Origin of the sequence: Gracilimonas sp. (genome assembly GCF_017641085.1) — a bacterium.
Taxonomy (GTDB): Bacteria; Bacteroidota; Rhodothermia; order Balneolales; family Balneolaceae; genus Gracilimonas.
Window position 1 is genome coordinate 219,783 of the sequence record NZ_JAEPPI010000002.1, and the last position, 21,463, is coordinate 241,245.

Here is a 21,463-nt window from a genome sequence, read left to right on the forward strand (position 1 = left end):
GATTGGGATTTTACTTCTCTCGAATAGATGGTAGCTTAGCTCCTCAACTTAGTTAAGACTTTTTATGGCAGATTTAAAACGTGAGCTCGGATTTTGGGACGCCTTAACCATCGGAGCAGGTACCATGATAGGCGCAGGTATTTTCTTGCTGGCTGGTATTGCTTTGGAGATGTCCGGTCCGGCCGCAATTTTCGCTTACTTATCAGCAGGGTTGGTTTGTATGATTACGGCTTCCAGCGCTGCCGAACTGGCCACCGGAATGCCTAAGTCGGGAGGCGATTATTTTTTCGTGTCCCGTTCTTTAGGCCCGGCTTTCGGAGCGATTTCAGGTGTGGGAATTTGGCTGAGCCTTACTTTTGCCATTGCCTTTTACCTGTATGGACTGGGGGAGTATATGTCTCAGTTCTTACCACTTTCTGCTTTTTGGGGAGCCGTGATTGGCGGTGTTTTACTTACCATCCTGAACGTGGTGGGCGCTAAAGAATCCGGCCGCACACAGGTGGTTGTGGTTCTCATTCTGTTTGTAATACTTGGAGGCTTCAGCATTCTCGGGCTGTTTCATATCGAGGCTGACTACTACGATCCGTTCATGCCCTTCGGTTTTGATTCCATTTCTGCTACCACCGCTCTTGTCTTCGTTTCCTTTTTAGGATTTGTGAAAATTGCAGCCGTAGCCGAAGAAATTAAAAACCCCTCCAAAAACCTGCCCCGTGCCTTAATCGGATCTGTGGCGCTGGTTACTCTTTTATATGTAATCATTGTGTTGGTGATTGGCGGGATGTTTCCGCAATCCACCATTGCCGACGTTCGTGATCCGCTGACCACTGCAGCGCGTACCATCCTCGGCAATCCCGGAGCCATCGCCATTATCGTAGCGGGACTGTTAGCTACCTTATCTTCGGCCAATGCAAGTATCATGGCTTCATCGCGGATAAACCTTGCCATGGCCCGCGACCGTATGGTGCCGAACTGGCTAAGCGCTATTCACAACAAACTATTGACTCCATATCGGGCCATCGTGCTTACAGGCATCCTGGCGCTGCTGTTTCTACTACTCGACAGCCTTGAAAACCTGGCTAAGATTGCCAGTGTACTTCAGCTATACAGCTATGCCGCCCTCAATATCGGCTGCGTGGTACTTCGGGTTTCCAATCCGGATTGGTACAAACCCACTTACCGAACGCCGGGCTCTCCCTGGTTACAGGTTTTTGCTGCCATCGGCTGTTTGTCCATCATCGTTTCTTCGGGCACCTTTGCGCAGGTTGCTGTGGTTGTACTTATTGTGGTGAGCTTGGCCTGGTACATGATTTGGGGACGCTCTCGCGTTGAGTTTGAACATGCGGTTCCTCAATTCAAACAAAACTGGAAAGAAAAAGGAATTAAAGTTCTTCTCGAAGCTCCGGAACGCCATGATTCTGAATTTGAAGAATGGGCGCCGGCTATTCGTGCACTTGATATCAAACAAGGTCGCAAAGTTATTACAGCGCTGGCAAATCCCATTCACGAGCAGGCTTTACTAAAAGTCTCTCAACTAATCGCCACCGGTAAAGAAGAGGGTGGTTCCGTGACGGGATTAAGCATGCTCAAGGTTCCTTTTCAAACCCCGATTTCAACCGTTGAAAGAATGATTCAGCAGCAGGAACCGGTTCGGGAAAGTATCCAGAAAATAAGTGAGGCCTCCAGAGTTGAAAACCTCGATTACCGAAATAAGGAAGTACTTGCCTCCACTACCTTTGATTCTGCTTCGGCTGCTTCTCACGATATATTTAAAGGACTGATCAACGAAACGGAAAACCGGGAAGCCGACATGCTGGTTATGGGTTGGCAGGGTGGATTTAGTCTCGGGCGGATTTATAACACCCCTATTCAACCCATCATTAAAAACCTGAAGGCTGACCTCGCGGTGCTTAAGGATCGTGAACTTGAGCATATTGAATCTGTAGTTGTTCCATGGGGCGGTGGATTGCATGCCCGCCTTGGAATGGAAATAGGTATCCGAATTGCCCAAGCTATTGATGCTGAGCTTCGGGTGCTTCGACTTGTTAAGCCGGGCATCGATGTTGAGGAAGAAGAGCAGGAACTCCGGGATCGTGTAAACCCACTGCTGGAGGGTTTTGATAAAGTGGTATTCACCATTAAAGAGTCCACAGACGTAACCGGTGGTATTCTGGAAGAGCTGGAAGAACATCAGGATGACCTGATTATTATCGGCGCCTCCCACGAATGGGGCATTCGAAATGTATTGTTTGGAACCATTCCTGACATCATTGCTGATCGAGCCCCTTGTTCAGTATTAATGGTGCGACGCTACGTTACAGAAGACTGGAAACTGAAAGCAACGGAAGGCATCAAGCGGGTGAAAGAGCAATTGGGATTGACATCCTCGCCGGAAAATAGTAATTAATCGTTCCGCGACGAAAGCCCTGAATCTTGTTATGGTATGATTTTTTACTGCGGGTCTTTTATAAGATTCGGATTCCTGCTTTCGAAGGAATGACCATCATCTTTAAATAGCGAAAGAAGTACCGCAGCCACAGTTTTCAACGGCATTAGGGTTGTCGAAGGTGAAACCGCGGGCGTCTAATCCATCGGGGTAGTCGATCTGCATTCCCTCTAAATACATGAGGTGTTTCGGAGCTACGATAATTTCCACTCCGTGGCTTTCATACACATTATCCTCATCGGTGCGGTAGTCGAGGCCAAGTTTATAGCTTAAACCGGAGCAGCCTCCTCCATCAACAGCAACCCTCAGATACAGGTTTTCATCCATCTCTTCCTGCTGTTTGATTTTCTCTACCTGCCGGGCGGCCCGTTCGGTAAGCATTACAGGTTCGCCGGTCAGCTCTTCTTTTTGGTAGTCTTTTTCGGTGATAGGCTGAGGTGTAGCCGTTTCCTCTTCTTCATCCACATCAATCAGTGAGGAAATTACATCATCTAAATTTTCTTCTTGAACACTCATGTCGCTCCCTTTATTTAGAACGAGTCAAAATTACGAACTTTTTTTGGAAAATGTATAATGCGTAACCCCGTCTTTCTCAAACAAATCAAGAATGCCGGCACTCACTAAATTCACCAAAATCTTAGCTGCACGATAAGTCGTAACACTTATCAGCAACGAGAACCTCTTAACCGTGATGTCTCCGTATTCATTCAGAAAACGAAACAATTGCTGTTCTTTTTCCCCATACTCAAACGTGAAGCCTTCTTCAGAATAATTCTGCTTCAGCACCTCAATATATTCATCGCTGGCAACCACGCTTTCATCTTCCAGGCGGACGTACACCTGCCTAACGTTCTTTCCTTTCACATACACCGGCTTTTCTTCGGCCTCCGGTACTTTTACAATCAGCACATCACGCTCGCCGAGGTTTACCAGTTCTATACTGATCGGCACCTCAGGTATGCATTCTTCAGAAGCAGCCTGGTTCAGCCAAAATTCCTCTTCGTGGTATCCTTCCACGCCAATCATTTCGCCGTTGTCTTCCACACCTATTAGAATGGTGCCGCCTTTTGTATTGGCAAATGCCGCTATTTCCCGGGCAATTTTTTCGGGAGATGCTACGCTATGCTTGAATTCCAAAAAGCTGCTTTCACCGGTTTGGATCAGGCTTTTCAGGTCACCCGGGGTAAGCTTCGAAACCTGAACGCTGTCGGTGTACTGTAAGTAAAACTCGAGTTCGTCTTCCATGACTGTAGATGATTTTTAGGTTGAACTCTGGATGAAACCTGCTACATCACGATTTCATCTTTAGGGTCGCGGGTCATGAGTTCATACAACGCATCCCGCGGGTCAACATTTTCAAATAAAACGCTGTAGATGGCGTGAGTTATAGGCATCTCAACATTATTCTTGATGGCCCAGTCCCTCACCGATTTTGTTGTTTTCACACCTTCAGCTACCATATTCATGCTGTCGATAATATCGTCCAGCTTCTCTCCTTTACCAATGCGAAATCCTACCGAACGGTTCCGGCTGTGTGTACTTGTACAGGTAACGATCAGGTCACCCATACCGGTTAACCCGGAGAAGGTATCGGAATGAGCTCCCATCATGAGTCCCATTCGTTTCATTTCATGGAGTCCGCGGGTGATGAGTGCGGCCTTGGCATTGTCTCCCAATTCGGCTCCGTCCACAATTCCGGCAGCAATCGCCATAATGTTTTTTACCGAGCCACCGATTTCCACGCCAATCACATCATTATTGATATACACACGGAACATTGGGGTGAGAAACGTTTCCTGTATAATGCGTGCCGTCCGGGTTGAATAGGCGGCTGCCACCACGGTTGTTGGCTTCAGCTTGCCCACTTCTTCGGCATGGCTTGGCCCATACAGCACTCCGATGTTATCCTCATAGGTAGTACCTTCCATCACCTCCACCAATATTTGCGACATGGTTTTGAAGGTGTCGTTTTCTATTCCCTTGGCAACGGTTACCAGAATTTCATGTCCGTCGAGGCAGGGCTTCAATTTTCCGGCTAATTCTCTTAAGGTGTGAGAAGGCGTTGCAAAAACGACCATATCCTGAGATTTCAGGCACTGTTCTAAATCGTTGTATGCTTTTATTCCTTCCGGCAGGTCAATATCATTCAGATAAGAAGGATTAATGTGCTTTTCATTAATCTGGTTGGCGATGTTTTCCTCGCGGGCCCACATTTGAACGTTATTCCCGGCCGTGTCCAACACAAGGGCGAGGGCCGTTCCAAAACTTCCCGCTCCAACTATAGTAACATTTCGTTTACTCATGCTTCTGCCTCAGCCAACTTCTCAGCAGCCTGTTCCTCTTCTTCTTTATTCTTCTTTCCGTAAAGATTCACACGGTTTTCATTTCCGTCCAATAAACGCCGAATATTTGATTTATGCTTGTAAATAATACCGGCTGCAATAAAAGTGGCAAAAATGATGATGCTTCCATCCACATAATATCCGAAACCGTACCGCATAATCACCAAACTGATGGGGTAAATAAAACTGGCGGTGATGGAAGCCAGGGAAACGTAACGGGTAGAAAAAGTAATAATGATAAATACAACGGAAGAAACACTGATAGAAATCGGTTCAATACCAAAGAGCATACCACAGGCGGTCGCTGCCCCTTTGCCACCTTTAAAGCTGGCAAAGATGGGGAACATGTGACCTACCACAGCCATCAACCCACAAGTGATTTTCAGAAAAGCATCGGCTTCCCAGCCGGGAGGAGCGATGGGGCCGTTTCCAATTTCAAAAGCATAAAGGCTGACCCAGAAAGAGGCTACGAAACCTTTCATAAAATCGAGTACCAGTACCGATACACCTGATTTCCAGCCTAAAATTCGAAATGCGTTGGTGGTTCCAAGGTTGCCACTTCCCTGAGTCCGAATATCCGTTTTGTGGAATATCTGACCCACCCACAGCGAGGATGGAATCGATCCCAACACGAAACTGACTGATAAAACAACAAGTAATGAAACCATAGCTATTTCTTTGCTCCAAGTTACTACAACCGTGGCAAATTAGTTAACGGTTTTTGGCTGAAATTGACTGACCACTCAACAAAATGGAATAACTAAGTAACGGCTATTAAACGTGACGCTCGGCGTGATAGGAAGAACGAACCAGCGGACCACTTTCCACATGCTCTATGCCTAATTTTTCACCGATCTCCTTGTATTCCGCAAATTGATCAGGATGCACCCAATCCATTACAGGATGGTGCATTTTGGTAGGCTGCATGTATTGACCAATAGTGAGTACATCCACTCCGTGATCCACGCAATCCTGCATCAGTTCAATGACTTCTTCCCGGGTTTCGCCCAGGCCAACCATAATCCCGGTTTTGGTTCTAAGCCCGGCATTCTTGGTGCGCTGAAGGAGTTCCAGCGAGCGCTCGTAACGAGCCTGAGGGCGAACTCTTCGGTACTTACTTGGCACGGTTTCCAGGTTGTGGCTAAGTACATCCGGCGGGGTATCAAAAACAATTTGAAGAGCTGCATCCCATTCGCCACGAAAATCAGGAATGAGAGACTCAATAGTCACACCCGGAATAGCTTTTCTGATTTCTTTATGACATTCGGCAAAAATTGGGGCACCGCCATCTTTACGTTCATCCCGGTTTACCGAGGTCAGCACCACGTGCTTCAGTCCCATTTTGGCAGCGGCATCAGCCACTCGTTTGGGCTCATCCCAATCCAGGTCTTGCGGAGGGCGTCCTGTCTTAATAGCGCAAAAAGCACACGATCGGGTACAAACGTCTCCCAATATCATGAAGGTAGCCGTTCCTGCTCCCCAGCATTCGCCCATATTCGGGCAACGGGCTTCAGCACATACCGTATTCAAATTATGTTTTCGGATATTCTCCGAAACTTCCTTGAATTTCTCCCCTGATGGAAGTTTAACACGCAGCCAATCGGGTCTGCGATTTTCGGATGGCTTATCTACTACCTGAAGTTCTTTAATCATGGTGCTTCTTTGTGATTTCAGCATGTCATTGCGAGGAATTCGGCGACCGAAGGAAGCCATTTCCCGTGGCAATCTCCACTATTCAATTTCATTGCCATTTAAGGGAGATCGCTTCGTCGAAAGAGTTAAGCAATCATTCTAACTATTTCAGCTCCTCGCGATGACAAATTATGTGTAAAGTTACAAAATATTATGCTCCACTTCCTGCAGAGAACCCTTGGGAGAAATGGATACATTGAAAACGTTTTCGAAATGAGAAACAATCCGTTTTTTCACTTCTTCGGGGTCAATTTCCCTGCCGTTCAGCTTCTGTAAACTGGTAACGGCTTTATCATCAATCCCGCAGGGAACGATGTTATTAAAATATCTGAGATCGGTATTCACATTGAGCGCAAAACCATGCATGGTTACCCACCGGGAGCACCGAATGCCCATGGCGCAAATTTTGGCATCATCAACCCAAACACCGGTTGCGCCTTCAATACGCCCGGCTTCAAATCCATAGTCGGCACAGACGCGGATAATCACTTCTTCGAGGAAGCGAAGGTACTTATGCACGTCAGTGAAATGGCGATCCAAATCTAAAATCGGGTAGCCTACAATTTGTCCCGGCCCGTGGTAGGTAATGTCACCGCCACGATCGATCTTTATGAACTCCGCTTCTAATTGCTGAAGCTCCATCATGGACCGGAGCATATGCTCTTCATTACCACTTTTGCCCAGCGTGTACACATGTGGATGTTCCACAAAAAACAGAATATCATCCAGGCGTTCTCCTTCGAACTCCCCCTCTTGCTCGGCGCGCTTTTCTTCTATGATGCGTTGCTGCACGGCATGCTGTAAATCCCATATCGGCTGATATGAGGCAGAACCCAAATCGTACAGTTCGACTTTTTTGCTCATCACATTCACAGATAAAAATGGCTCCCGAAGGAGCCATATAGTTCAACATTCGAAGTTCGGAATTCCTTGTTCGATGTTCTATTTCTTCTTAACGGGAGTTCCTAAGTGAACACCTTCATTATAGGCTTCAGCTGCAGCTTCCATTACCGCCTCAGAGAGGGTTGGGTGTGGGTGAACCGCACTGATAATTTCATGGCCGGTCGTTTCAAGGTCACGGGCTACAACGGCTTCGGCAATCATTTCCGTTACGCCGAATCCAATCATGTGGCAACCTAACCACTCGCCGTATTTGGCATCGAATACCACTTTTACAAAGCCTTCTTCATGACCAAGAGCGGTCGCCTTACCGGATGCTGAAAGCGGGAATTTTCCGACTTTCACATCATAACCTTCATCTTTGGCTGCCTGCTCAGTTAACCCAACAGAAGCAATCTGTGGTTCGCAGTACGTACAGCCCGGAATGTTATTGTAATTCACCGGGTGTGGGTTTTCGCCGGCCAGTTGTTCGGCAAGTACCACAGCTTCATGAGAAGCTTTGTGAGCCAGCCACGGAGCGCCAATTACATCACCAATGGCGTAAATTCCGTCAACATTGGTTTTGTAGGTTTTCTTGTCAACAACGATGGCGCCTTTCTCGGTTTTAACACCGGCTTTATCCAATCCAAGATTTTCTACGTTTCCGGTTACACCTACCGCAGAAAGAACCACATCGGCTTCAATTTTCTCTTCGCCTTTCTTGGTTTTAACGGTTACTTCAACACCTTTACCTTTCTTCTTCACGTTTTCGACCGTGCTTCCGGTCATCACGTTCATGCCTTTCTTCTTGTAGATCTTGCCAAGTTCTTTACCAACGTCTTTGTCTTCAACAGGCACCAATGTGTCCTGAAGCTCTACGATGGTCACTTCTGTTCCGATGGCATTGTAGAAGTACGCAAACTCAACTCCGATAGCGCCGGCTCCGACAATCACCATTTTCTTAGGCTGCTTGTCGAGCTGCATGGCCTTTTCAGAATCGATGATCATGTCGCCATCAATTTCCAGGTTTGGAAGCTGACGAGGACGTGCTCCGGTAGCTACAATGAAATGCTTCGCTTTGATGCTTTCCTGCTCTTTGCCCTTATCATCATTTACCGACAATTCAGATTTGGATTTGAAAACACCCGTTCCCATGAATACTTCAATCTTATTGGCTTTCATCAGGAACTGAACGCCTTTGCTCATTTTGTTGGCAACACCACGGCTACGCTTCACCATACCGCCGAAGTCGGCAGAGTAGTCCTTCACGTTAATTCCGTAATCAGAGGCGTGCTCAATAGATTCATACACTTCAGCCGAACGAAGCAGGGCTTTGGTTGGAATACAACCGATATTCAAACAAACACCACCAAGATGTCTTTTTTCAACAATTGCCGTTTTAAAGCCAAGCTGAGAAGCACGAATTGCGGCTACATATCCGCCGGGGCCTGACCCGATTACACATACATCAAATTCTTTTGCCATGGTACTTTTTGATAATAGTTTTTGAAGTTAATCGCTTCATTTCAAACAAAACCGTGAAGCGGACTTTTTAAAGCCCTAAAAGGTAAGGGTTTTTGATTTGAACTTCGAATATTGAACAAGGAATGTTGAATTTTGGATAGATTTGAGCTCAGCACACATAAATTTCTTAACAACTCTACAATCTTTAATACTCAAAGCTGTCTGAATTTGTTATAATAGAGCTCAGAGAGGCGAAACGAACCGCGACTATTATGAAAAAGACCATCATCCCATTCCTGTTATTCCTGCTAACGATTCCATTTACGGCATCAGCTGACCCTTCCGATCCGGATAAAATGAAAGCCAATATCGATGAGCTTTCCGAATACTTTGAAAGCAAAGGTTATGCATTTAATCAGCTTTTGGAAGACTCCCGCTTTAAACTGATTGAAGACATCACCGGGAAGTTTACACGAGCGGTCGAAATCAAGATCGAAAGTTTTGAGGATTACCAGGGCATTATTAAGTACGATGTTAAAAAGCAAAAGCTGGAAGACTTTCTAGTTAAATACGCCCCGGAATTAGACGCCGCCCAGGAAAAATACGGCATCCCCAAGCATGTGATTGCAGGGATTATCGGGATTGAATCTGAGTTTGGGAAGTACAAAGGAAGCTACAATCCATTTAATGCTTACGTTTCGATGTATGCGGAAGGCTATAGAAGTGAATGGTCGAAGGCTCAGCTGGAAGAGCTTCTTATCTTTGCAAAAAAGAATGACCTGGATATACTATCGCTGGAATCCAGTTATGCCGGGGCAATGTCTTATGCCCAATTTATTCCCTATTCACTGAATCGCTGGTGGGTGGGCTCTGATCTTTATTATATGCCCAATAACATTTTCTCTGTTGCCAATTACCTGTCTCACTTTTACGAAATAACGGGCAGCATGGAGAAGGCGGTTATGCGCTATAATCCAAGCACCATGTACACCAAAGTGGTACTGGAGCTGGCTGAGGAAGCGCGGAAGCTGGAAAAGACAAGGTAAAAGTGCCTCCTTTAAACAAAAAAGCCTTCAGTGTTCAAGCTGAAGGCTCTGGAAGGTCAAACTTCTTGTTTAAACTTTTAGATTAAAACTCCCACTTCACCTGAAACAAGAAGTTGGTTCCCGCCTGTGGGTAGTAATAATTGAAGTGAGCCGGGGTCCCATCATAAATCCACCCGAAGGTATAGCCGTTAGTCACGTACTTGTGATTGAAGATGTTGTTCACCTGCAGCGTAGCGGTGATATCTTCCAATAGTGGTACATCACCGAACCCATAACTTAAGCGAACATCATTCACAAAGTATGGATCGATAGACCTGCTCTGCGTTTGAGTATTATCGAGGTACTGCCGGGACACATATTTCGATATGATTTCGGCTGTTAACCCCTTGTTTTGATAACTAATGATTCCATTGGTAACAACAGAAGGTGAAAAAGCGATATCGGTATCTTCATACACCGTTTCCTGTTGCCCCTGGTAGCTGAAACTTGCGTCATAAAGATCAGTGTACTGGGTGTATTCTACAATCTTGTTTTGGCTGAAAGTGGCATTCGCAGAAATGCTCAGATTGTTGGTCAGACTATAACCGCCCTGCAATTCTATACCGGCTCTATAGCTTTCAGGAACGTTTTCCCGCACGATTTCCCCCACATCATTGATCTGCCCGGTAGGCACTAATTGATCGCGGTAGAACATCCCATACACATTCACCCCGGTAAAAAAGCGGTTGAAATCGCCACGATACCCAAGCTCTACATTGTAGAGTTTCTCAGGGTTGGGCCGGCTTTCAGGGCTTGAATCTACATACTCATCCCGTGTGGGCTCTTTGCTGCCAACAGCGAATGAAGCATACACCCGTTGGTCTTCCGGCAAGCTATACACAAAACCGAATTTCGGATTGAAGAACAACAGGTTGTCGGTTTGCTGAAGGGCAACCAGGCTATCGCGAACATTGCTGCCGGCACTGCGGACAAACCCGTTCCCAAGGAAATCATATTCCACTCCGCGCACCTGAAGATCAACATACGAATTCAGGTTTTCAGTGAGTTTGTACTGAAGTTTGGAGTACAGGTTATAATCATTCTTGATGCCGTCATTGTCGTAGTAGCGCTCTTCGATTTCACTGTCGCCTGCATATCGTGCCCAGATCACTTCGCCAAAGTGAGCTCCGTCATAGTAGCTGTAGCCACCACCAAAGGTAACATCCCAGGTTTCTGAGTGAGTGTATTGGGTAGAGAATATGGTTCCGTAGAAATCATTGTCTAACCATCGTCGGCGGACGAGATCTGATTCAGTCGGGTCGCCGGAATTAAGTGGCTCGATTCCGTATTCTGAGAGATCTTCACCCCGTTCATATTCCTCAAAATACCCAAACCCTTTGGTGTAAAAGGCGGAGACATTGGCATTCCAGTTTTCTCGAATCTGGTATGAATAGTGCAATTGGTAATAGTTCTGCTGGTAGTTATCTAGCTGGTCTTCGTACCGGAACTGATTGAATTGCCGGTTTCCGAGATTTTCTCTCCAGTGTTCCTGTTCACCTGGATTGAAAACGAGGTTTGAAATGTAGCGCTCCAGCTCCTGTTGATCCCCTTCAAGAATGGGTTCAGGCACACCATTCCATGCCTGGTAGGTACGCTCCCGCCCGGAAAATACATCTGCACGTAACAAGCTGCGGTCTCCGTGGTGTGAAGCGGAAAGAAAATAAGAATCAAGGTCTGAGCTGGCACGGTCTATGAAACCATCGGAATCAATTTTGGACAAGCGGCCTTCAAATTGCCAGCCGTTTTCCATCAATCCGGAGCCTAATTTAACGTTGTATTTTTGGGTATTGAAGGAACCGAGCCCGGTATTCACCTCCCCAAAAGGATCGGCTTGTGAAGAGCTGGTTTGCAAGTTCACCGTAGCTCCAAATGCACCGGCACCATTTGTAGATGTTCCCACTCCACGCTGAATTTGAATATTCTCTGTAGAGGAAGAAAGGTCCGGTAAATTCACCCAGAATACGCCATGAGACTCTGCATCATTCACCGGAATTCCGTTAATAGTTACATTGATCCGCGCCGGGTCAACACCACGAATTCGAATGCCCGTATAGCCAATTCCGGCACCGGCATCAGAGGTGGTGGTGACCGATGGGGCACTTTGCAGCAGGTAAGGCACATCTTGCCCGAGATTGCGCCTTTCAATCTCCTCCGCATCAATATTGGTATAGGTAATGGGCGATGCTTCATCTGCGCGAGTGGCACTTACAAAAACATCATCTCCGATATACGTTTCCGGAAAGAGATAGATTTCGAGGTCTTTCTTGTCATCAGACACACCAACTTCTTCGTCTTTATACCCGAGATAGGTGATCAGTAAAGCTTCTTCTCCGTTTTCAGAAAGCCGGATGTCGAAAGAGCCGTCATCCTGGGTAACTACGCCACGGGATGTACCCTGCTGGCGTACAGCAGCTCCCTGAAGCGGTTCTTTGGATTGGGCATCAAGCACCTTTCCCGTAACGGTTTGCGCCTGAACTTCCTGAGAAAAGAGTAGTGGTATTGTTAACAGAAAAGCCGTTAGCAACGACTTCTTAAAGAATAGATTAAACATAATCCTCCATTTGATACTTCTTTGATTAATGGAGGAGGTTAACTTGCGTAACTGTGCGGTAAACAGGTTTCCCTACGCCGGTATTATCCGGTTCAGGTATTAGGGTGTAATCTCAGCCCGCTATGCAAGCACCCCCAACCTTGGTTGTGAGCTTCAAAGATACGAGGGTTTTGAACATTCAACAAGGAACATTCAACATTGAATGCGGAAAACATAGACAGCTCCTATTCTGGATATACGATTTTCATTCTAAAAACCCGTTCCAAATGTTATCTTAGCTAAGCTTATTAACCCATATTATGATCCATCATCATGACCAAATATTTATCAATTTTACTGCTGGCTGTAGTGTTTGTTTCCTGTTCCTCTTCCGAAAAGGAGCGATCAACAACTCCCGAAATTTCTGATCAGGATGTTTTATCACACATCACCTTTTTGGCTGCCGATCAAATGCGGGGCCGGGAAGCGGGTACGGCGGAAGAAGCGGCCGCTGCTAATTATATCGCCGATTTATTCCGAAGCTATGGTCTTGATCCTGCCGGCGAGGAAGGAACCTATTTTCAGGAATTCACCATCAACACGGCGGTGTTGAATAATCCACATGCGAGTGAATCGGATACTTCAGGTGAAAAGAGATTGAGCAAGAACGTTGCCGGATTATTACAGGGAACCGGAGATTCGGATGAAGTAATAATTGTGGGAGCACATTATGACCATTTAGGAATGGGACGATTTGGCTCGCTGAGCAGTAGTGAGGAGCCGCGCATACACAATGGAGCCGATGACAACGCTTCCGGAACCGCCGGCGTGTTGGAGCTGGCCGAATATTTTTCAGCTAATCGCCCGGAAACAGATCTTCTCTTCCTCGCTTTTTCCGGGGAGGAAATGGGCCTGCTGGGCTCTCAGTATTATGTGGAGAACCCGACCATTGAACTGGAAAACGCTTTGGCTATGATCAATATGGATATGGTGGGACGAATGAGCAACGGCCGCCTGATGATTTTCGGCGTAGCTACTACGGATAGCTGGGAATCTATTCTTACTGAAGCCAACACAGATTCTCTTCAGTTAGACCTGGTTCCCGATGGAACCGGAGCCAGCGATCACACCAGTTTTTACTATCAGGATATTCCGGTTTTGCATTACTTCACAGATACGCATGCCGACTATCACCGACCTTCTGATGACACGGAATGGATTAATGCAGAAGGGCAGGAACAGCTTCTTACACATGTAAAGCGGGTAATTGAACGCCTGGATGAACTGGATAAAGAAGATATGGCATTTACCGAAGCCCCCGGCGAACAGCAACGAAACATGACGATGGACGGACCTACCCTCGGAGTATTGCCTGATTACGGCTATGACGGAGAGGGATTTAGAATTACAGGTGTGAGTGAAGGCCGTGCTGCCGATAATGCCGGGCTGCAGGGCGGTGATATTATCATCAATATAGGTGGTAGGGATATAGCCGACATCTACAAATACATGGAAGCTTTGAATGAGCTCAAGGCCGGACAGCAAACAACCGTAACCGTTCTCCGCGATGGGGAAGAACTGAGCTTTGATTTGCAGCTGTAATTAATAGTCCACCACCAAAATACATGTAGAGACACAAAATCTTGTGTCTCTACATGTATTTTCTACCAACTAAAGGCTGCTTTTCCACCAACAACCGGCAGTGTTAATGTGGTTGCATCCAAATCAACGGTCAATTCTGTGCCCGGATCAGGATGAATGGTATATTCTTTATCACTACTAAAAACCATCAACCCAATCTGCTGGCCAGGACGTATAATCTGATCATCAGGCTGAAGCTCAAAAGTCAGCTCATAGAATTTACCGGGTTTAAGCGGCTCACTTTCGGTTAAGGATTCATGATTCTGCGGGTCAGCCCAGCCGCGGGTGATGATATTATCCGTAATTCGTCCATTTCTGCGTTCATCCCAAGGCAGAGAAACCAACCAAACCGAGAGATTTGCCGCGGGCTTACTACTGGCCAGTTTTATGTTGATAGTTGGCAATCCTGAAATGTGGAGAGAGTCTTTTAAAGGTGGCGTAACGTACAGCAACCGGTGATCTGTAATCTCAGCCCGTGCAAGAGATTCCCCATCAAAAGAAAAATTATCCACTAAGGTTTCTGTACCCTGTTTTCCGGGCTTATTCAGACTCAGGCTTCCTTTCTGTGGAGCTCCGCTGTTCAAGTATAAGGTAACCGGTTCAGCTTCTGGGTTAGGGTAGTCCGGGTAGAAGGTAGGATTTGCAGGGTCATCATATTCACGCACGATCCAGGCTCCGGTCTCATCACTGATTCCATTATCCACTCCAAACAAATAGTGAGTAAACCAGCGGTTCATCATTTCCACCGGTGGCGGTCCGCCATGGCCAAATTGGTGGTAGTAGATCTGAGTGTGAAGCCCCATTTCTTTAGCCTCCTCGTAAATTCGATAACTGTGTTCAGGCATCACGTTCCAGTCGTTAAAGCCGTGGCTCATCAACATGGCAGCCTTCATGGCGGGCATGTCGTTAAGGTAATCGCGGCCGGCCCAAAATTCGTTGTAATCTCCGGTCCGGCGATCCATGTTTTCTGCCATTTCCGTATCCCGGATTCGCAGGTTATTTCGCTCCCGCAGCGATTCTCTCCCACTATGGATGAAATCATAAAGCACATCAATATCTTCACCCAAATAGCCCCCTGGGCTGCGAACTAACCCATTGGAACGATAATAGTGATAATACGATGTATTCGGAGCAACCGGAATAATGACTTCCAGGCCATCCACACCGGTAGTTGCAGCCGCCAATGGAAGCGTACCATTGTAAGAGGTTCCGGTCATTCCCACTTTACCGGTCGACCAGCTGGCCATCACTTTTTCATTTCCATCCCGGCTGGTGTATCCATTATCCTTGCCTGCCAGCCATTCAATAACAGCTTTGGGGGCAAGGGATTCATTATCGCCACCAACCGTTGGAGCTCCATCCGAAAGTCCGGTTCCCGGAGAGGATGAGTGAACCACAATGTACCCTCTGGGAACCCATGTTTTTATCTGTGAATTTGAAATGATGGGCCGTTCTCCCCGTCGAATAACTTCCGGGTGTGCCCGGCGGCTTTTTCCTTCACCCACTTCATTGGATCCAAGCTCTCCCAACTCATGGCGCACATTCCAGAACAAACCATCAACCATACCAGCAGTTCCTGCATAATAGGGGCTTGTTTCATAAACAACAGGCAGCTTAAGGCCTTCTTCCGTTTGTTTAGGACGGGTTACATCCACATGCATGCGGTCAAGTTTACCATCACGGTCTGAGTCAAACTCGGTTTCAACCCAAAGATCTTCCCGAATCCAGTTTTCGGGATTTTCAAGTTCGGGAATTACCTGTGCCCGGCCATTTTCGATGACTGGAATTTGGACATCCTGCGCGATGAGCTCGCTGCCCCATAGAAAAATAAAGGTCAGGACAGTGAGGGTAAAAAGGTGTTTTTTAAGTGTATTCATAATTTTAAATCTGAGCTGATGTAATGAAGGAATGTAATGGAATATCTTTAAGTAATTGTCGAAAAATGTAGGCGGTTATTCTTTATTCAGATCATAGCGTTGCCGGCCTTCCCTGACAATATCATTTAATTCGCCTCTGGTAAAGTTGGTGTTTACACCTTCAACATCTAATGGAGACTTTTCCTCTTCAAGTTGCTTTACAACATAGGTTCTCCCATCTCTTCGCTTAATACGAATTTCACCATCTTTTTTTACCTCATCCAGAAGTTGGGCAAGGTTTTGCCGGGCTTGTGAGTAGGTATATACTTTCATGGCTAAACCTCTATTGTTTTTATCCCTTTATTTTTTGCGTGATTGAGGAGTGTTGTGTCTAAACTCAAAAGTGGGGAATTGTATTTAATACAACAATAAAGCATGTACGCATCGTATGCATAAATATTCAATTCTTTACTTAACGATATAGACTCCTTTAAGTCCAAACTCGTTTTTCTGATTGGAATAAGATGGTACTGACTCAAAACTTTTAGAGCTTCATCAAATACCAAACGATTTCTTTTAAACATTGACGATATCGCATTACCGATTTCGGCATCAATACTTATCGGTGCAATGAGATCCATTCCCTTGCTGTTCGAAAGGATTGAATTTCTTGAGGCTTCATTTAATAGAACAGCCAATACAGCTGATGTGTCAATTACAATATCCATGGCTGAATATAACAATTGTACAAGTGTAATTCTCTGCCAAAAAAAAATCCCTCACGCGAACGAATTCACGTGAGGGATTAATGCAAGTAGTGAAGACCTTAGTCCTCGTTGTTTAGTTTACTTGTTCATTAGTTTTCGGAAATCATCTAAAGTACTGCGCACTGCTTTAGCTGATTCCTCTAAAAGGTCATGTTCTTTTTTGTTTAAGTCAACCTCTATCACTTCTTTTACGCCACCGGTTCCCAGCTTCACAGGTACGCCAATGTACAGGTCATCAATTCCGTATTGTCCGTCGATGTGTGCACATACCGGGAAAATTCGGTTTTGATCCAGGAGAATGGCTTCAACCATTTGGGCAGCAGCAGCTCCGGGAGCATACCAGGCTGAGGTTCCCATCAGGCCTACGATCTCTCCTCCGCCTTTCTTGGCGCGTTCTACGATCTCATTCAGCCGATCTTCATCAATGAAGTGTGTGATAGGCATTCCGGAAAGCGTGGTGAACCGTGGTAATGGCACCATCGTGTCTCCGTGGCCACCCATCAACAACGCCTGAATGTCTTTTGGAGATACATCCAACTCGTCTGCAATAAAAGCACGGTAGCGAGCAGTATCCAGGATTCCGGCCATTCCCATTACTCTTTCATAAGGAAGTCCACTGGCTTCTTTGGCAACCTGTACCATTACATCCAAAGGATTGGAGACCACAATAATGATGGTATCAGGAGAATGCTTGGCGAGCTCTTTAGAAACACCACTTACGATATTGGCATTAATTTCAAGCAGGTCGTCGCGGCTCATCCCCGGTCGGCGCGGTACACCGGCAGTGATCACACATACATCAGATCCGGCGGTGTCGGCATAATCAACGGTGCCTTTTATGCGTGTATCGAAAAGGTGGACAGGCGCTGATTCCCACTGATCCAAACCACGGCCTTTGGATGGGTAAAAAGTTTTATCTCCGTCTTTCTTCTCAATATCTACGGCGACGATTTCTTTGCAAATGTCTCGTTGTGCGAGTACGTCAACTACGGTTGAGCCAACGTTACCTCCAGCTCCAACTACTGTTACTTTCATTATATTTGGTTTTTAGTGTTCAGTTTTCGATTTAAAATAATATCCTGTTGTGAACCTCTTGTGTAGAAGATAAGAAATCAGAGCTCAGGAGCCAGGGTTCTAACTTCTTCTTTTATCCATTCCCCACATCAATTTATTACGCAGGGTTTCAAAGTAATCCTGGCCCGGCAGGTGCACGAGATCAAAAGTTAAATCGGATTTCAAGATTTCCACTTCAAAAGGGAAGTTTTCAATTTCATGAACCTGACCGTCATACGAGAATTGAACCTCGCTCTGCTGTTTTTCAATAACAACCCTCAGCGGTTTTGCTGAGTTTAATACCAGTGGCCGGGTCGTGAGTGTGTGGGGATTAATGGGAGTTACCAAAAAAACTTCCGTTCCGGGAGCCACTATCGGTCCACCAGACGCCAGGTTATAAGCTGTAGAACCGGTCGGGGATGCTACAATCAATCCATCGGCCCAGTATGTGTTAATCAGGCTTCCATCATATTCAGCCGTCACATTTACCATGGAAATGGAATCCTTCCGGGTAAATAAAAACTCATTCAGCGCGTGATATTTATTACCGTTCGTGTCGGTTGCCAACAAAAACGAGCGTTTGTCAAGGGTGTAATCGTTGTTCAGCAGGCAGTCGAGTGCTCGTTCCAGGTCTTCAATCTGTGTGTTCGCCATGAAGCCAAGTCGACCGCTGTTAATCCCCAGAATGGGTTTATTGATATCTTTTGAAATGCGGGCCGTGTAAAGAATGGTTCCATCTCCACCCATCACCAAAACGATGTCACAGGCTTTGATGGAATCAGTATCGGAATTGGTTTTTTGTAGAATCTCCGTGTTGTTAAGTCCGGTTTCCTCACAAACTTCTTTGTTGATGAAAAGGGATATGTTCTTCCGTTCCGCCCATTTTATGGTTTCGGAAAGGACTTCCCTGACCTCATACTTCTGCGGGTTTGCAACGATTCCGAGCTTCATTCACTTCCCCCATTTTTCTTGACCGATACCAGGCTAATGTTCCACGGCTCATGGGTAATACTGATTCCGGAAATCGCCGGGCTGCTTAAAATATAAACCGGAGATTTCCAGCTAAGGAATTTTTCTGTATCGGGATAAGGCCGGGTGGTTAGACTGATATCGTCATAAAGGGCAAAAGAAGCGTTCATCGAAAAGGAGAAATCCATGTTTGTTGCCCGGGTCGCAAGCCTATCCAGGAAGAATACTTCAAACGGATGCACGGTTTGTGTGATCACCAACTGCCGGCTCGAATCAGGCTCTGCTCCATCTGCTGATCCTACCGTATTGGTGGTAACGGTTCCCATGGCAGAAAGTGGCAACAGATTTTCAAGATCAGCATTTGAAATTAACTCATTCACAGAAGCACGTTGGCCGGAATTCCGATTGTAAAAGAACGAATATTCAGAATAGGTTGAAGTTTGATTGAGTTGAAATGTGTTGGTAAAACTGTCTAAAAGTGTACCTGTGGAGTCTGTAACAGACATCAACGTGGAACTTCCAACCTCAATGAGTGCATCTAAATTTTTCCTGGCGAGCTGCTGGTATAAATCCTTTTCCTCTAATCCCGAAACAATATCCAGCCGGTTTATTTTTGGAGTGAACCCTCTGTACGCCTTATTCTGCGTTAATAAATGAGCATTCCCTTCCTTTTTAATAAAGGTGAATCGTCCGGTTCCTGCTGCTTTCTGTATAAGCCTATTCCCTGCCGGTACACTTTGTTTGGCATAGATGGAAGCCATGGGGTGTGCAAGCCTTTCAAGAAAATCGGAGGAAGGTTTATTCAGAAAGAAAACGACGGTTGAGTCATTTCGAATTTTCAGCCCTTCGATAGTATTGAAGACTCTTTTATCGGGATTTTTTACCAGGGTCTGCTCACTGTGATAAGCCACAAATCCTCTGATATCACTAAAGTGATTCGCAGTGAAATCCGGTACATCATTATCTGCCATGCGCTCAAATGCATAGCGCACATCACTTGCCACAAATCTTCGGCCAGATCCGTTTTCGAAGGCAGGAGAATCATGAAAATACACATCGGTTCTCAGGTGAAAGGTGAACTGAGTAGAATCGGTATTTACCTCCCACCTTTTGGCCAGTGCGGGTGAAGGATTGCCGGAGCTGTTCAAGCCGGTGAGCCCTTCATAGATAAGATTCATCACCCGCCACTCGCTGTTTGAGGACGCAAAAAGCGGATCAAGAGATTCGATGGCAGCAATTTCACCAAACCGAATATGAACAAAATCGTCCTGGGCGGGATCAATTTCGGTATAAACGGAATCTGCCGGGGCATTCAGCAATTCAGAGGTGTCTGACTTAACGGTGACCGTTTCAAGTTCCTTGCCGCAGGAAATGAAAACAAATACTGAAATTATAAGGAGGACAAATTTTTTCATTGAGTTGTGTCTGTCTGTTTTAGTAAAACAAAATATGAACGATGGAAATCATTCCCTTATTAGCAATCGGAAGTCAATTTTTACTGCCTTTTAACCCTTTAATGCCTTTAATGGCTTTTTCATTAAGTAAGTTAGTCTCATAACTGCGAACTCTTCCATTTTTTGCACGATGCTGCTTCAACCCGATTTCTATAAGTTCATTGAGCAGTTGGGTAAAGTTAAGCCCCGATTTATCCCACAGATAAAATGAGAAAGAACCCGGTATTGTATTGATTTCATTAAAGTACACTTCTTCGGTGTTCGCATTCACCAGAAAATCTAATCGTGCCAAACCGGAAGCATCCAAAGCTGAAAAAGTTTTTGTAGCAAGATTCTGAATTTTTTTTGTGAGTTCATCGGAAATATCCGCCGGGATAACCCGGTCTGCCGAGGCCATACCTTTATCTGCTCCGTCTCCGCTCTGATACTTATCCTCAAAAGAGAGCGTTTCGGTTTGACCCAAAGGTTTTTCACACACACTGGCCCGGCAATCATCCGGGGTGCCCATTACCGAGCAGTTAATTTCCATAAGTGGATTTACGGCTTCCTCAATCAGCAAGTGTTCATCATAGCGGAAAGCTGTTTCTACAGCATCAATCAGTTCATCGCGGGAGTTTGCTATTGCCACACCAATGCTGCTCCCAAGGCTCACCGGCTTCACGATTAGAGGGTAATCGTACCCTTCGGCAATGGTGATGATATCGTTCTGCTCTTTTTCCCAATCAGATTCATAAAAGTTAACTGCTTTAGTCACCGGAATTCCGTTTGCGGCTGCAACCAGCTTTGCCTTCACTTTATTCATCCCTAACGAAGAGCCCAACACTCCGCTTCCCGAATAGGGCACGTTCATCATTTCGCATACTCCCTGAAAAGCACCGTTCTCCCCTTCACTTCCATGAAAAGCACACAACACGGCATAAACCGGGTAGCTTTTGGGCTTTGAGAATATTCCACCACCATCCTGTTCTTTAAGATGAGTCTTACCGGTTTCATCTTTTACAAAGGCGCAGGAAACACTGTCGTTTTCAAGGGAGGGAAGGTCTTTAAAGTTACTGAGATCCAGCAGCTTTTCTCCGGTCAGCCAGCGCCCTGATTTTGTGACATACAAGGGGATACAATGGTAGGAACTGTCTTCAAGTGCAGAGATAGCCTGGATGGCTGTTAGCACCGAAACTTCATGTTCCGTAGAAACGCCTCCAAAAGCGACAATAAGGTTTTTTTGAGTCATAGCTGAGTGTATTGTTGAAGCCGAAAATAGGATTGTTTCCGCTTAATTGTTAATAGATTG

Annotated in this window: 18 protein-coding genes and 1 riboswitch; of the genes, 3 read left to right on the forward strand and 15 right to left on the reverse strand. The window is 45.9% G+C overall.

The features are described from left to right. The first annotated feature begins 64 nt into the window (after window positions 1–64). Window positions 65–2,404: an amino acid permease gene (locus JJ941_RS07870; RefSeq protein WP_290963542.1), complete on the forward strand. Its 2,340-nt coding sequence runs from the start codon at window positions 65–67 to the stop codon at window positions 2,402–2,404. Between the two features lie 102 nt (window positions 2,405–2,506). On the opposite strand, the gene JJ941_RS07875 is transcribed toward JJ941_RS07870, so the two are convergent. The 7 genes from JJ941_RS07875 to lpdA form a co-directional block, all read right to left on the reverse strand. Then, the gene (locus tag JJ941_RS07875) at window positions 2,507–2,959 is read right to left on the reverse strand and encodes an iron-sulfur cluster assembly accessory protein (protein WP_290963545.1); all 453 of its coding nucleotides are present in this window, start codon (window positions 2,957–2,959) and stop codon (window positions 2,507–2,509) included. A 30-nt stretch (window positions 2,960–2,989) separates the two neighbouring features. Continuing rightward, entirely contained in the window at window positions 2,990–3,688 is a 699-nt protein-coding gene (locus tag JJ941_RS07880) for an ATP-binding protein (protein WP_290963547.1), read from the reverse strand. A gap of 41 nt (window positions 3,689–3,729) precedes the next feature. Next, a complete protein-coding gene (locus JJ941_RS07885) occupies window positions 3,730–4,746 on the reverse strand; it encodes an NAD(P)H-dependent glycerol-3-phosphate dehydrogenase (RefSeq protein WP_255134393.1) in 1,017 nt (338 codons plus the stop codon). Continuing rightward, window positions 4,743–5,453 carry a glycerol-3-phosphate 1-O-acyltransferase PlsY gene (plsY, locus tag JJ941_RS07890; RefSeq protein ID WP_290963551.1) on the reverse strand — a complete coding sequence of 237 codons (711 nt, stop codon included), beginning with the start codon at window positions 5,451–5,453 and terminating at the stop codon, window positions 4,743–4,745. Before plsY ends, JJ941_RS07885 begins: the two co-directional genes overlap by 4 nt. A gap of 106 nt (window positions 5,454–5,559) precedes the next feature. Continuing rightward, window positions 5,560–6,438, reverse strand: a complete 879-nt coding sequence (lipA, locus tag JJ941_RS07895; RefSeq protein WP_284700193.1) for a lipoyl synthase — start codon at window positions 6,436–6,438, stop codon at window positions 5,560–5,562. Window positions 6,439–6,618: 180 nt separating this feature from the next. After that, window positions 6,619–7,341, reverse strand: a complete 723-nt coding sequence (lipB, locus tag JJ941_RS07900) for a lipoyl(octanoyl) transferase LipB (protein WP_290963556.1) — start codon at window positions 7,339–7,341, stop codon at window positions 6,619–6,621. A gap of 78 nt (window positions 7,342–7,419) precedes the next feature. Continuing rightward, window positions 7,420–8,841 (reverse strand): dihydrolipoyl dehydrogenase, encoded by a 1,422-nt coding sequence (gene lpdA, locus JJ941_RS07905; protein ID WP_290963558.1) that lies wholly within the window; start codon window positions 8,839–8,841, stop codon window positions 7,420–7,422. A gap of 251 nt (window positions 8,842–9,092) precedes the next feature. Here lpdA and JJ941_RS07910 point away from each other — a divergent pair, with 251 nt between their 5' ends. Next, a complete protein-coding gene (locus JJ941_RS07910) occupies window positions 9,093–9,866 on the forward strand; it encodes a lytic murein transglycosylase (protein WP_290963561.1) in 774 nt (257 codons plus the stop codon). Window positions 9,867–9,948: 82 nt separating this feature from the next. Here JJ941_RS07910 and JJ941_RS07915 read toward each other — a convergent pair whose 3' ends face one another. Further along, window positions 9,949–12,456 carry a TonB-dependent receptor gene (locus JJ941_RS07915; RefSeq protein ID WP_290963564.1) on the reverse strand — a complete coding sequence of 836 codons (2,508 nt, stop codon included), beginning with the start codon at window positions 12,454–12,456 and terminating at the stop codon, window positions 9,949–9,951. A 52-nt stretch (window positions 12,457–12,508) separates the two neighbouring features. Then, a riboswitch (TPP riboswitch) is annotated at window positions 12,509–12,602 on the reverse strand. Between the two features lie 166 nt (window positions 12,603–12,768). On the opposite strand from JJ941_RS07915, the gene JJ941_RS07920 reads away from it, so the two are divergent. Next, complete coding sequence (locus JJ941_RS07920) at window positions 12,769–14,037, forward strand: M28 family peptidase (RefSeq protein ID WP_290963567.1); 1,269 nt, start codon at window positions 12,769–12,771, stop codon at window positions 14,035–14,037. Between the two features lie 62 nt (window positions 14,038–14,099). Here JJ941_RS07920 and JJ941_RS07925 read toward each other — a convergent pair whose 3' ends face one another. The 7 genes from JJ941_RS07925 to JJ941_RS07955 all read right to left on the reverse strand — a co-directional run bounded on the left by JJ941_RS07925 (window position 14,100) and on the right by JJ941_RS07955 (window position 21,403). After that, window positions 14,100–15,953, reverse strand: a complete 1,854-nt coding sequence (locus JJ941_RS07925) for a Xaa-Pro dipeptidyl-peptidase (protein WP_290963570.1) — start codon at window positions 15,951–15,953, stop codon at window positions 14,100–14,102. Between the two features lie 75 nt (window positions 15,954–16,028). Next, window positions 16,029–16,265 (reverse strand): type II toxin-antitoxin system Phd/YefM family antitoxin, encoded by a 237-nt coding sequence (locus JJ941_RS07930; protein WP_290963573.1) that lies wholly within the window; start codon window positions 16,263–16,265, stop codon window positions 16,029–16,031. 2 nt (window positions 16,266–16,267) lie between these two features. Then, complete coding sequence (locus JJ941_RS07935; protein ID WP_255134383.1) at window positions 16,268–16,660, reverse strand: type II toxin-antitoxin system VapC family toxin; 393 nt, start codon at window positions 16,658–16,660, stop codon at window positions 16,268–16,270. A 117-nt stretch (window positions 16,661–16,777) separates the two neighbouring features. Beyond that, on the reverse strand, window positions 16,778–17,734 hold the full coding sequence (gene mdh / locus JJ941_RS07940; protein WP_290963575.1) for a malate dehydrogenase: 957 nt from the start codon (window positions 17,732–17,734) through the stop codon (window positions 16,778–16,780). A 99-nt stretch (window positions 17,735–17,833) separates the two neighbouring features. After that, complete coding sequence (locus JJ941_RS07945) at window positions 17,834–18,703, reverse strand: NAD(+)/NADH kinase (RefSeq protein ID WP_290963577.1); 870 nt, start codon at window positions 18,701–18,703, stop codon at window positions 17,834–17,836. Then, on the reverse strand, window positions 18,700–20,136 hold the full coding sequence (locus tag JJ941_RS07950; protein ID WP_290963579.1) for an ABC transporter substrate-binding protein: 1,437 nt from the start codon (window positions 20,134–20,136) through the stop codon (window positions 18,700–18,702). The genes JJ941_RS07945 and JJ941_RS07950 overlap by 4 nt, the downstream gene beginning before the upstream one ends. Window positions 20,137–20,209: 73 nt before the next feature. Continuing rightward, window positions 20,210–21,403, reverse strand: coding sequence for a D-alanine--D-alanine ligase family protein (locus JJ941_RS07955; RefSeq protein ID WP_290963581.1), 1,194 nt, complete (start codon window positions 21,401–21,403; stop codon window positions 20,210–20,212). Between the last annotated feature and the right edge of the window lie 60 nt (window positions 21,404–21,463).